A 12,427-nucleotide genomic window follows, 5' to 3' on the forward strand; every position below is an offset into this window, starting at 1 on the left:
CTTAAAAAAGCCTATTTTATTTTAACATATATTGGATAAACATAAAAAAACCACCTGACCCAGGTGGTTCGATAAATCATTCGTTTGCTATTAACACGACGACGTTACCGAATTTTTGTCCGGAGTCAACGTAACGATGGGCTTCGACGATCTCATCAAGGGAATAGATATGGTCGATAACGGCTTTAAATCGTCCCGCTTCAAACAGTTCATTCAAATAGTGTAGATCCTCTTTCCGTTCTCTCGCGACACCCTGCCCCGCGACGGATGCAAAGGCACCGTTTTGTTTGACGTGCCGTTTCGCTTGCGTCTTATTGATCTTTCCGGACGCATCGAAGACGGCATCGTACTTCAGCAACAATCCATCGTAGCCGTCCTTTGTATAATCGATGACGTGATCGGCACCGAGCGCTTTGACCCTTTCCGTGTTTCGTCCACTACAGATAGCCGTCACCTGCAGCCCTTTTGCTTTGGCGATCTGAACGGCAGCCGTCCCGACAGCGCCCGACGCACCGTAAATCAAGATCGTCTTCATCTGATCGATTTGGAGTTTTCGGAAGAAATGGAGCGACGTCGTACCACCGAACGGGAGACAGACCGCTTCCGTGTACGATGCGTGCTGCGGCATTTTTGCAATGCAACGTTTCTCAGACACGCACGCATATTCGGCGTATCCACCGAAGCCAAATCCGGTCAAGGCATGGACACGGTCTCCGACTTGAAACTGCTTGACGTCTCGACCGACTTCGACGACTTCACCGGCAAGAACAACGCCAAGAATTGGTTGTCTCGGTCGCTTAAAGCCAACAGCTAGGCGCATCGGAAGCTTCCCCAATAGCGGAACATCGAGCGAACGCATGCGACGATCTCCGGAATGGACGGCAGATGCATATACTTTAATCAGTAGATCGTTTGATTTTGGAACCGGGCGTGGTACCTCTGTGATGTGCAAGACGTCAGGGGATCCGTAGCGGGTACAGATGGCTGCCTTCATCGTAATGCCTCCTCATATCGAGATGATGGTATTCCCTTAATCATACGCCGATTTCGATCCGAATTCCTGTTGTTTTGGAGTAAGAAAGTTTTTTTAATTCGCATCAATCAGCATCACAACTGGTAAAATTTATATAATAATAAGATTTCATCTAACCCTATTAACTGACGAAAGCAGGTGCCTGGTTCATGCCGACACGTCGGTGGCTTTTCGCTTTTATTCTATTCCTTAGTTTGCCGCTTAGTGCCTGTACACACGAGAACGATACACATATCGTCGAGAAAGTTACAGGGGATACGTTATTCGTCGCTCCAAGTGAACAACATCCAGACGAGCAGTATGCATTAACAGAGATTCGCGTCACAACGGACACGATCGTGTATGGCAAAACGGATAACACGTCTGCCATTCAAACGGGTGATACGATTCAAGTGACGTTTGCAAAGGACTCGATTGTCGCGACCGAGATCCGTCGAACGAAAAACTAAGAAAGAGGGGTTCTCCATGATAGTCCAAGTACTTCGCCATCTACGCAATATTTTCATGATTACCACTGCGATTTTTGGTTCATCCTATTTTTTTCAAAAGAACATCGGCAATGATCTCATTGGTTTCCTGTTCATCGGAATCATAGGTGCGATTGGTTTTTTCATTACCCTCGGACTACTCTGGTATCTCAAACGAAAAGAAACGCACAGTTTTTAATAAGTTTGTCAAAGGAGACACAATCATGATGGCACGTACGAAAAAATCACACCTTATTCAGTTGAAAGTACTCTTCGCGCTTCTGATCACGCTTTCGATGATTGGTGCTATTTTCGCACCTCATTCTGTCGATGCAGTGACTAAGGAGTATACATCTTACAAAAAGCTAAAACTCGGCATGACCGCGACAGACGTCGCAAAGTCGCTTTACGGAAAATCGTTTAAGAAATACATAAAGAAAGAACACGGCGTCACGACACTCAATCACAAGGTAGTATTGAGTGAGATCAAAGACGACTATGCTTTATACGCTTTCTCATTTTATCCGTACGATGAAAAAAACGATCATTGGTCTTTACAGCGCATGCACCTGATCTTCAAAACGAAACAAGAAGGTCACACGTTATATCTTGCGCAAAAGGAATACACCCCTAAAACGCCTTCGAAAAAGCGACTCTTACCAGGAAAGAAATTTAAACCAGGCATGACGATGGCTGAATTCGATCATATTCTTTCAGGTAAAGGGCTAGGTGTCATGACGGCTCACCGCACAGAAGATTACTCTAAGATCGGAAAAGCCTACAATGACAGTACAGTCGAATATCCAGAAAAACAGACATCGCTCTTTTACTCGTATCGGAATCCAACGGGTGATGAATGGATGATCGTTGAATTTAAATATGATTTCGATCAAAAGAGATATATCGCTCAAAAATAACGAGTATTCATCTTCGGATGAATACTTTTTTACTTTTAATTGAAATTGATTGAATCTTTTTACAGTAATATTCGTAAAAATCTGTATACACGAAAGGAGCTCGACACACATGTATGATTTGTTATTGGCCGTTGGTATTTGTCTCGTTGCCTATTGGTTCTACTATGTCTTCTTACTCGGATTCAAAAAAGGAAATATCGTCATGACGTTTAACGAGCGGTTCATCCATCATGAAGACCATATTCAAGCTGTTAAGCGAAGATTAAAGGATGACGGTCGCCACTTCGAGTATCTTGGAGATCGAAAATTCATCGTCGATGGAAAACCGTACCTGTTCATGGAACGGACGGTTCCGGGGGACTTTGGTCCCTTGCAACAGACGATTCTAAAAGGTCAACGTAAAGCGTTCTAACCAAAACACCGCTCCTTCTGTCAATGACAGAGGGAGCGGTGCTTATTTGATTAAGCATTATTCAGGTGTATGTGCATACAATTCATCCATGACGCGTCGAATCGCGGGCAATGAATGCTCTAAATCAATCCAGGTTTTAAAATAATACTCGAAAAAGACACCTTGGTTCCGCATCCGTTCTAATGTATTAATCGGATCTCCCTCGGTGACCCAATCTAGGTTCTCAAAATTTGTATAACTATCCGTACACGATACGTCCTCCTCGTGAATGCCTGACTCTAAATAATCATTCGAACAGGTCTCATTTTGTACATCGATTTGTCGATAAAAATCACGAATTCCTTCCTTTGGACGATTGATATGGTAGGACTCACCCGTTTGATAACTCTCCTGGTAGTACCATTCCCACAAGATGACCCATTTCCAGACCAACCCATCGATTAGATAATGGCCGATTGCCCGGTCCATCCGGCAAAAGTTAAATCGAAACGTCCGTTCACCAAAGTTTGTCTTCAGATCAAGGACGACTTTGATATCATTGGTTTCCGGCGGATGACCGAAAAATAAGATGCCATGCTCGAATCCTTGTGCAAACTCCTCGATTGACTGGCGTCTGCCGGCTTTATCCTCAAAACTGACTGTAATCGAATCGAACTGAACGATTGATTGCTCCATCTTTTTTCCCCACCTTGTATATGTATTCAAAAAAGTGAGCCTCGAGCGAGACTCACTTTTGTTCGTCATGACGAGACGACTTCTCCACCCGTCAAATCAATATGTCCTTCTCCCCATGCGCACATCGCGTCAAGAATCGGCTTCAGCGACCAGCCGTACTCGGATAACGAGTAGATGACTTTCGGTGGGACTTGTTCAAAGACCGTCCGGATGATGACGCCGTCTTCTTCTAACTCGCGCAATTGTTGCGTCAGCATTTTTTGCGTAATCGTCGGCATTAGCTTGCGGAGCTCACTCGTCCGACGCTCGCCTTTGATCAAATGACACATGATGACGACCTTCCACTTTCCACCGATGACTTCAAGTGTTGCTTCGACCGGGATATTGTATGGCATATATGTTCCATCCTTTCGTGATTCCGTTAAGGGCATAGGTACTTTTTAGTGCCTATCGTACTTGAAAGTGCGTACTTCCCAAGCAGATTAGCTGGCTATATGATAGCAATTGTCAACGGAAAGTACAACCTCCTTTTAGACCTTGCATCTAAATGAAGGAGTAGGGTACTTTTTAGTGCCTATCGCACTTTAAAGTACGTACTTCCCGAAATGAAACACCCCGGTTATGCTGGGTTCATGTCAATCGGATCATGTTCGGTCGGGCCCACTGAACACGATCCTTACTGAAATCATTTTTAGGAGGAATCCCTATGAATCAATTAAAATCACGGATCCAGGAGGAACAGGTCCCAAGAAACGGCGGACTTGCCCTACTTGCCTTAGCCATCAGCGCCTTTGGGATCGGTACGACGGAATTCGTTCCCGTCGGACTGCTCGCAGCGATCGCTGGTGACTTAAATATCGGCATCACACTCGCTGGTCTCATCATTTCTGGTTACGCGATCGGTGTCGCCGTCGGTGCACCCATCCTGACGGCACTAACGAACCGAATGAATCGGAAAACGTTACTGATGGCATTGATGGTCGTCTTCATTGCTGGTAACCTCGTTTCCGCGATTTCACCGACGTTTGAATTGTTGATCGCTGCTCGTTTCATCACTGCTTTCTCGCACGGTGTCTTCTTCTCAATCGGTGCGACGATTGCCGTCCAGCTCGTACCGGAGCATAAAAAAGCGAGTGCCATCGCCTTGATGTTCACAGGTCTGACAGTCGCAACGGTCACAGGTGTACCACTCGGGACATTCATCGGTCAATCATTCGGCTGGCGCGCGACGTTCTTCGCGGTTGCTGCACTCGGAATCATCGCAATCATCGCAAGTTTCTTCTTGATTCCAAAAGACTTGAAACAATCACCACCTGCTAAGTTCTCCGACATGTTCAAATTGTTGACGAACGGACGCTTGATGCTCGGCTTCTTGATCACTGCCCTCGGTTACGGTGGAACGTTCGTCGCCTTTACGTACTTGACACCGATCATGCAGGACGTCACGAAAATCAGTCCGAGCTTAATCAGTATCATTCTGCTCGTCTACGGAATCGCGGTTGCGATCGGAAACACGGTCGGCGGAAAACTCGCGAACGGTAATCCGATTAAAGCGTTGTTCTATATGTTCATCATCCATGCCATCGTCATGATCGCCCTCTCGTTCATGATTCCGTTCAAGGTCGCCGGTATCATCGGCATCATCTTAATGGGACTCCTTGCGTTCATGAATGTCCCTGGACTACAGCTCTATATCGTCCAGTTGGCTGAAAAATATGTCCCAGCAGCAGTCGATGTTGCATCTGCCTTGAATATCGCAGCCTTCAACATCGGAATCGCACTCGGAGCAACGATTGGTGGTCTCGTCACCGATACGATCGGTCTCGTCCACACGCCATGGGTCGGCGGAATCATGGTTATCCTTGCCGTCATCTTGACGGGTGTCTCGCGTCGTCTCGAACATCAATAAGGAGGACCACTATGTTTAACGATCATAAAAGTTATCAGCGGATGTACCGGGAGGGCGAGCTCACGCTCGGTCTCCACGTCCCGCTCGAGAATTTCAAGATGCGAACGCCGACGCTTGCCAATCAAGTCGAGCTCGCACAAAAAGCAGAGAACTATGGTTTTACGACACTCTGGTTACGCGACGTCTTATTAAAGGATCCTTATTTTCTTGATCCGGCTGTCGGACAGATTCATGACATGCTGATATACGGGACGCATCTCCTTAGCCAAACGAAACACATCGCCCTCGGAACGTCAGCACTCGTCCTGCCGCTCCGTCATCCGTTACGCTCTGCGAAGGAAGTCGCGACGATTGATGCGTTGTTCCCGGAACGTTTGATTCTCGGTGTCTCGTCCGGTGACCGGCAAGCCGACTTCAATGGACTTGGTGTCGATCATCCAAGTCGTGGTGCTCAGTTCAAGGAAGCACTGCAAGTGATGGAACAAGCCTTATACGAAGACTATCCGCAAATCGATTCGACGTATGGGGAAGTCCGTGGTGCGACACTCGTGCCACGACCAAAGAAACGAATCCCGACGATGATCACGGGTTTCGCACAGCAGGATATGGACTGGCTCGCAGAAAACGGCGACGGCTGGATGTATTATCCGCAAGGACCGTTCGAACAAGCACGTGCCATCGAGCAATGGCGTGCTGCGAGTCAAGCAGCCGGTAACACAACGTTTCGCCCGTTTTCGATGCCGATGCATCTTGATTTATCCGCGGATCCGAACGAGGAAGCGACACCGATTCGACTCGGTTTTCGGATCGGTCGCAATCGACTGATCGAGTTGCTGGAATTGTATCGTGAGCTTGGCGTCAATCATTTATTCTTCGCGCTATTCGACGGTGAGCGATCAGCAGAAGACGTCATCGATGAACTCGGAACGTACGTCTTACCGCATTTCCCTCCCTTATCATGATGACTTATATAATTAAAAGTAACATGCATGAAACCCAGTCCCTTCTCGGAACTGGGTTTCATGTCGTTTCATCGCACATCACTTCGAATACATTCTTCCACTTTCGGGGATTGTTTTTTAACCAATTGCACATTCCGAACATTTATTTCTTTACTTTTGAGTTCTCGTGACCTTATAATAAATTCAAGATAACAATTACCTTAAAGGAGGAAGCGCTGTTGACACTACTCATTGCTTTTCTAGCCATCGTTTTCATCATGCTCGCTCTTGACCTTGGAGTCTTCCATCGTAAGGCACATGAAGTTTCGCTTCGGGAGGCCTGGACGTGGACGTTCGTCTGGATCGCGATTGCGATTGCCTTCGGGGGCTGGCTCTACTTCGATCAAGGTAGCTCCGCTGCAATCGAATATACGAGCGTTTATTTCATCGAGAAGGCTCTCGCGATTGATAACGTCTTCGTCTTCTCACTCGTCTTCGCATACTTCGCGATTCCATTGAAGTATCAGCACAAAGTCTTATTCTGGGGTATTCTTGGTGCAATCTTCTTCCGCGTCATCTTCATCGTCGCTGGTGTTTCGTTGCTTGAGAACTTCGCTTGGGTCTACTACATCTTCGGAGCGTTCCTCGTCTACACTGGTTGGATGATGTACAAAAACATCGGTCAAGAGACGTCGCTCGAAGAGAACAAAACGATTCGTTGGTTAGAGAAACGTTTACCGATCACGCAAGACATCTCGTCTGGTAAGTTCGCGAAACGGATTGATGGGAAGTTGTTCTTCACGCCACTCTTAATCGCGCTCGTCTTCATCGAGATCTCGGATATCGTCTTCGCCGTCGACTCGGTCGCAGCAAGCTTCGCGTACTCGCGTGACCCGTTCATCATTTTCTATGCGAACATCATGGCGATCCTTGGACTCCGTAGTCTCTACTTCGTCCTCGCGAACTTGATTGATCGTTTCTACTACTTGAAACACGGTCTTAGCTTCATGCTTGTCTTCATCGGAGCGAAAATGATCTTCAGTGACGTCTACAAAATGCCAATCTGGATGTCACTCGGTACGATCGTCCTCGTGATCCTGATCAGCGTCTTCTACAGCTTCTACAAGACGAAGCCAGGAAAATAATCAATTGTAATGCAACAGGGAGTGGATCCGTTGATCCACTCCCTGTTTGTATTAGCCGACCTGTTCGAGCCGACCTTGATTGATCCGGTAGACAGAGTCACAAAGTGCGTCGATGTCCTGTTGATTGTGACTCGTCAAGATGATCGTCTTCCCTTCTTTTTTGAACGACAACAAAAGTTCCCGCAGACGCAAGACACTATCGTGATCGAGTGCATTGAATGCCTCATCCAAGATCAAAATGTCCTGCTGTTCCATGATAGCTTGCGCGATTGCGAGCTTTTGTTTCATTCCGAGCGAATATTGTTTGACCTTCTGACGATTTCCAGGCTGTAAGCCGACGGTCCGCATCGCTTGTTCGATGTCGGCATCTGTGATCACTTTACGGATCGCTGCGAGTTGCTTTAAGTTATCAAACCCTGATTTATGAGCGATATAACCCGGTCGATCAATGATGACGCCGACGTTTTCCGGAAAGCGTCGTGTCGGACCGAGCTGTTCATTCCGGACGGTGATCGTTCCCGCGTCCGGATGGATGAAGTCGCAAATCATCATGAATAAGACGGATTTTCCTGAACCGTTCGGTCCCGTAATGCCGACGATGTCTCCTTTTTGAATCGTCAAATCGACGTCTGCGAATAACGGATTACCTTGATACCCTTTCGTGACCTGCTCGAGCTTGATCATTTCCATGATACGTCCTCCTTATATTCGTATGCTTTTTTGAAACAGAACATATAACCAGACAAGTGAAAGCCCAACATAGATCAACAAAACGATCAAGAGATGTGTCAGACTAAACGACTGCAACTGGGCGAATCCATTCAATCCGGACGGAAAGATGCCATACTGATTGAAATTGGGCAGTAAGAAAACCGATAAGACGCCGAACAAACCGAGCATCGCGTATCCATCTGGGAATTGCCACAGCAAGATGAAGCTGAAGAGTGAATAAAGCATTAATTGTAACATCGAGATGCCAATCAGTTGCAGCAACAACTGCATCGTTGAAATCGATAAAAGGCTTGTCGAAAGCGATAGCGATACGCCTTGCAGCATTCCGATTACCATCGTTCCGAGGATCAGAAGTGAGAGAGCAAGTAGATAAAAACGCCCTTCCCTTACGAAGACATGTAGTGCCCATTTCTCGAGTCGTTGGTAACGCATCCATGTGTATGGTCCGATTGCCGTCATTTGATCCTGCAGACGCAATTGACTTAAGTAAGCGAGTCCGAAGAAAAGGATCAGATGCGACACGAGTTGGAGAAACGAACTGTCCTCCGCACTGACACCGTAAAACACGACGACGAACAGATCACCAATCGTTTGCAGCTCAGTTGACGCTCGACTACTACTGAGGAAGATGTACAGACTAGCAAGCATCGCATAGACTAGATATGGCAATAATTCTTTTATCGAAGTCAGTAGCTGACGGAGCAATTGAATCCATTGGACCGATAAATAAATCAGTGCGATCACGAGACTGAGGATAACGAGTGCCATCAAAGGATGCATTATATTGGATACAGCCCCGACAGAGAAATACACAGCGGGTGAAAAGAACTCTCCTACTCCAAACGATGATTTAAAACTAAAGATACACCAAAACACTACCCCTGCCGCCTGTAGCAACAAGCCATTACGTTTTTCATGCAACAGAAACACAAGACACATCAATCCATGTAGGACAATGCTCACAAGCAGCCACAGAATCAGTTGTAAGAAAATCACTGACAGGGGTGAGCGGAAAGTCGTAACGAGATGATGACTGATGTTACCACTCGTTGCGAGTTGACTGTATGGACTCCACTGCAACGTAAACGATTGATCGCTAGCACTAAGAAGACTCAGCAACAAGACGAATCCGAACAGTGACAGGACAGCGCGTACATACCGTTTTGTCGAGTAGTACAGCCAGTACCGAAATGAGCCGACCCGAATCAAAATCGTCGGTTCATACTGCTGTTCAATCGTTCGAAACGAGAGGAACAGCAGTAACGGCATCAGGAAAAAGAGGATTAGGTACATATCATTTTGAATCGCAAATGTGATGTCCCACGTGTTGACGTCTTTGCCGAATTCTTGTGCCTCGGACAGAACTTCTTGTCGTCTATACCATGCGACGTAGCTGATCACGAGGATGAATAGACTGTTAAGTACAATCGAAATGTTTCGTGTCCTCTTCATGATTGGAAGATCCACTCCGGTTTCGGTCGAATCATCGTTAGATAGAGCGTGATGTTAACGACGATCAAAATAGCAAACGGCACGAACACCGTCCAAAGCGGTTGTTCCGTGATATTGAACGGAAAGACCGTACTGATGGGCGAGAACTGTGGTGCTTGCATGATACCCGCGACGAAATTAAAGACATGATAAGCGACGAACGGTAACGAAATTGCGAGGTAGACTTGTTCGAGCGCCAAAATCAACAGATAAGCAAGCGTCGCATACACGGCTCCGTTGAGTCCAATCCAAGCAGCATAGAGGACGGCATAGAGTAACGGATGAATGTCCGCCAAGAACGAAAATGCATTTGAGGTCTCATATGTCTTTTCGCTGAGAGACCAATAGTCAACGAGACCGATGACTGGTTCGACATAATGAATGAGGACGAACGTCACGATTGTCATTAAAAAGAACACGAGTCCTGTCAGCATCGCATTGACGAAACCGACCGCAAGCAGATAATCCTTTAGACTCGCACGTGTTCGGACATATGTCAGATAGTTATCCTTGTATTCAGCGATGAAGATTGGCAAGAAGATCAAGACCGCAAGTACCGGAAACAGCATCGGGATCGTTCCTGATAGCGTCTCCTCGAACACTTCGATCGGTAAGAAGAACTGATAGCCTTCATAAATGAAACTGAATTGAAGCACCGGTAACCCGAGAATGATCAGAAGATAGAACACGCATCGTTTCACCGTGAACGCTTGCGACCAAACGAGCTTGATTTGCTGCGACATATGACCCCTCCTATTTTCGTAATGCCCAAAACCAATAACCCAGGACGTTAAAGAACACGACTGAGACGATACTTAATAGATGCAATCGTCCTGCATGATAGAGCTTGATGATGCTCCAAATGACGGATGTCACGAGATAAATCGTCATGCCGATCAACGCGAACACCGCACCGAATTTCGTAACATCGAAACTTTCTGTCGTCGTCAGGTGCTGTTCGTCAATCAGATACATGCCGTGTGAAATGAACAACTCCGGTAACCAAATCGATTTATGAATGGTGAAATCACGTGAAGACGCCGCGTCTTGTCCGGAAATCGATACTAGCAATAGATGATCTTCTAAAATACGTTCATACGCTTCAATCGAGCGTTCATTACCATTAAAGGCATCCGCATAGGCGAGTGACTGATGCTGGCTCAACATCATCGTGCCGATAAAGCATAGTATCGTTGCAGTAGCTATACTAATCCCGATTCGGAGCAACCACGAAGCGAACGTCCGCTCTTTTCGATAGACCCACGTCAAGAGCTGATCGACATGTTCCTTGCTACCGTAGCGATACATGGCAAGCTTCGTCGCTTCTTCTTCAGAATAACCTTGAATCATCAAGTCTCGCATCGATTGTTCGAGATGGCTACGCGTCTCTTCCATGACGTCAATGATTTCCGGATCCGTCACATCCGCATCTTGATACAAGTCGCGGACGAAATGATCGAGTTTATTCAAGCGCACCGTCTCCCTCTTCAAGAAACTTCGGGAGTAGTTGCTTCAGAAAACGCCATTCGCGTCGTTTTTTCGCAAGAAGGATTTCTCCTTCAGTCGTCAGCGTATAATATTTACGTCGCCCGCCGCCCGCTGCTTCGTCACTCCAATAGGATGTGACGAACCCTTTTTTCTCAAGTCGTTTGAGTGACAAATAGAGTGTCGCCTCTTTCAGTTCGAACTGCTCGTCTGACGTTTGCCGGATCGTCTTCGCGATTTCATACCCGTATCGATCTTGTTCGTTCAGCAACGACAAAATGATCGTGTCGACATGCCCCTTTAATAACTCTTTATCAATCTCGATCCCGTCCAACCCCTTCCTAATTCTGGATGTATCAGTACCTTAACGATAAACTGAATTACTCTGTAATGCAAAGTACTTTTTACAACTTATGAGAATGAATCAACGAAAAAGCACGCTCCTGTTTAAGAGCGTGCCCAGTCGGTTTAGTTCAATAAGTCGTTTACTTTCTTCGAATCTTCGATAAAAGGCTTCGTGAATGCCTTCAGTGCTTTCTCATTATCGTACGACGTAAAGTCTTTTCCATACCAATCGCGAAGCTGTTGTTTCGTAAAGTGATACGAAGCATCCTCGATCGTCATGTTGACGTGGTCGACATTCGGAATCAATGTGAACAGTGCTGTTGCATTGTAGATTGCCGTACGATGACTTTTTTGTTCGACCTGTCCTTCTTCGAATCCAGCATAACGTAACGTGAGTTGATACGGTTTATCCTTCGTCGACAGTTCTATCTTCTTTAACTGATCGCCATGGGGTAGCTGTTGGACGATGTCTCGTACGTTACTGTTATCCCCTAGATATGTACCTTGTTGATCAAATACATCGGTTTGTGTTGCCGCTGTTCCGCAACCTCCGAGTATCAGCATGCCGCTCACTAGAGCAATTGCGCCGATTCTCTTTCTCATCATACTCTCTCCTTTTAGTAGACCGATTATACCTAATAAACGTAATCAAACAAAGAAAAGTTTCAAAATAAAGGAAATCAACGCTTACGTGAACTCGATGCTCTTTGTTTTGAGGAGAGTAAACTGTACAAAATACTTACACCTGCAACAATTAAAAGCTTTATAACACTAAAACGAGTGAACCTTAAAAAGCGTATCCTTTAATCTTTTGAGCTAACGTTGCTTCCAGAATCCAATCGATCGTATATCCGATGCTGAAAGATAAAAGCAAA

At 46.2% G+C, this 12,427-nt stretch carries 16 protein-coding genes; 7 read left to right on the top strand and 9 right to left on the bottom strand.

The features are described from left to right. Positions 1–76: 76 nt before the first annotated feature. Positions 77–994 carry an NAD(P)-dependent alcohol dehydrogenase gene (locus tag KNQ18_RS07595; RefSeq protein ID WP_214804814.1) on the bottom strand — a complete coding sequence of 306 codons (918 nt, stop codon included), beginning with the start codon at positions 992–994 and terminating at the stop codon, positions 77–79. Positions 995–1,182: 188 nt separating this feature from the next. On the opposite strand from KNQ18_RS07595, the gene KNQ18_RS07600 reads away from it, so the two are divergent. From KNQ18_RS07600 to KNQ18_RS07615, 4 genes are all read left to right on the top strand, one after another. Then, positions 1,183–1,482 (top strand): hypothetical protein, encoded by a 300-nt coding sequence (locus KNQ18_RS07600; protein WP_214804812.1) that lies wholly within the window; start codon positions 1,183–1,185, stop codon positions 1,480–1,482. Positions 1,483–1,498: 16 nt separating this feature from the next. Continuing rightward, positions 1,499–1,699, top strand: a complete 201-nt coding sequence (locus KNQ18_RS07605; protein ID WP_035397707.1) for a hypothetical protein — start codon at positions 1,499–1,501, stop codon at positions 1,697–1,699. Positions 1,700–1,724: 25 nt separating this feature from the next. Continuing rightward, complete coding sequence (locus KNQ18_RS07610) at positions 1,725–2,417, top strand: hypothetical protein (RefSeq protein WP_055967703.1); 693 nt, start codon at positions 1,725–1,727, stop codon at positions 2,415–2,417. A 109-nt stretch (positions 2,418–2,526) separates the two neighbouring features. Then, positions 2,527–2,829 (top strand): hypothetical protein, encoded by a 303-nt coding sequence (locus tag KNQ18_RS07615; RefSeq protein ID WP_035397713.1) that lies wholly within the window; start codon positions 2,527–2,529, stop codon positions 2,827–2,829. Between the two features lie 57 nt (positions 2,830–2,886). Here the strand turns inward: KNQ18_RS07615 and KNQ18_RS07620 are convergent, their stop codons facing one another. After that, the gene (locus KNQ18_RS07620; protein WP_174316222.1) at positions 2,887–3,504 is read right to left on the bottom strand and encodes a hypothetical protein; all 618 of its coding nucleotides are present in this window, start codon (positions 3,502–3,504) and stop codon (positions 2,887–2,889) included. A gap of 65 nt (positions 3,505–3,569) precedes the next feature. Continuing rightward, positions 3,570–3,899, bottom strand: a complete 330-nt coding sequence (locus KNQ18_RS07625; protein ID WP_055967696.1) for a winged helix-turn-helix transcriptional regulator — start codon at positions 3,897–3,899, stop codon at positions 3,570–3,572. Positions 3,900–4,210: 311 nt separating this feature from the next. On the opposite strand from KNQ18_RS07625, the gene KNQ18_RS07630 reads away from it, so the two are divergent. From KNQ18_RS07630 to KNQ18_RS07640, 3 genes are all read left to right on the top strand, one after another. After that, complete coding sequence (locus KNQ18_RS07630) at positions 4,211–5,413, top strand: MFS transporter (protein ID WP_215084325.1); 1,203 nt, start codon at positions 4,211–4,213, stop codon at positions 5,411–5,413. An 11-nt stretch (positions 5,414–5,424) separates the two neighbouring features. Continuing rightward, complete coding sequence (locus KNQ18_RS07635; protein WP_214804806.1) at positions 5,425–6,375, top strand: TIGR03571 family LLM class oxidoreductase; 951 nt, start codon at positions 5,425–5,427, stop codon at positions 6,373–6,375. Between the two features lie 218 nt (positions 6,376–6,593). Further along, positions 6,594–7,499, top strand: a complete 906-nt coding sequence (locus tag KNQ18_RS07640; RefSeq protein WP_214804804.1) for a TerC family protein — start codon at positions 6,594–6,596, stop codon at positions 7,497–7,499. A 51-nt stretch (positions 7,500–7,550) separates the two neighbouring features. Here KNQ18_RS07640 and KNQ18_RS07645 read toward each other — a convergent pair whose 3' ends face one another. From KNQ18_RS07645 to KNQ18_RS07670, 6 genes are all read right to left on the bottom strand, one after another. Then, positions 7,551–8,189 (bottom strand): ATP-binding cassette domain-containing protein, encoded by a 639-nt coding sequence (locus KNQ18_RS07645; RefSeq protein ID WP_215084327.1) that lies wholly within the window; start codon positions 8,187–8,189, stop codon positions 7,551–7,553. 12 nt (positions 8,190–8,201) lie between these two features. Continuing rightward, a complete protein-coding gene (locus KNQ18_RS07650; RefSeq protein WP_215084329.1) occupies positions 8,202–9,683 on the bottom strand; it encodes a hypothetical protein in 1,482 nt (493 codons plus the stop codon). Then, positions 9,680–10,465, bottom strand: coding sequence for an ABC transporter permease (locus KNQ18_RS07655; protein ID WP_214769734.1), 786 nt, complete (start codon positions 10,463–10,465; stop codon positions 9,680–9,682). Before KNQ18_RS07655 ends, KNQ18_RS07650 begins: the two co-directional genes overlap by 4 nt. Before the next feature lie 10 nt (positions 10,466–10,475). After that, positions 10,476–11,198, bottom strand: coding sequence for a hypothetical protein (locus KNQ18_RS07660; protein ID WP_214804798.1), 723 nt, complete (start codon positions 11,196–11,198; stop codon positions 10,476–10,478). Then, entirely contained in the window at positions 11,185–11,532 is a 348-nt protein-coding gene (locus tag KNQ18_RS07665) for a PadR family transcriptional regulator (RefSeq protein WP_214805702.1), read from the bottom strand. Before KNQ18_RS07665 ends, KNQ18_RS07660 begins: the two co-directional genes overlap by 14 nt. A gap of 143 nt (positions 11,533–11,675) precedes the next feature. Next, a complete protein-coding gene (locus KNQ18_RS07670) occupies positions 11,676–12,155 on the bottom strand; it encodes a DUF4825 domain-containing protein (protein ID WP_214769728.1) in 480 nt (159 codons plus the stop codon). Positions 12,156–12,427 lie beyond the last annotated feature (272 nt).

Origin of the sequence: Exiguobacterium sp. s78 (genome assembly GCF_018618985.1) — a bacterium.
Taxonomy (GTDB): domain Bacteria; phylum Bacillota; class Bacilli; order Exiguobacteriales; family Exiguobacteriaceae; genus Exiguobacterium_A; species Exiguobacterium_A abrahamii.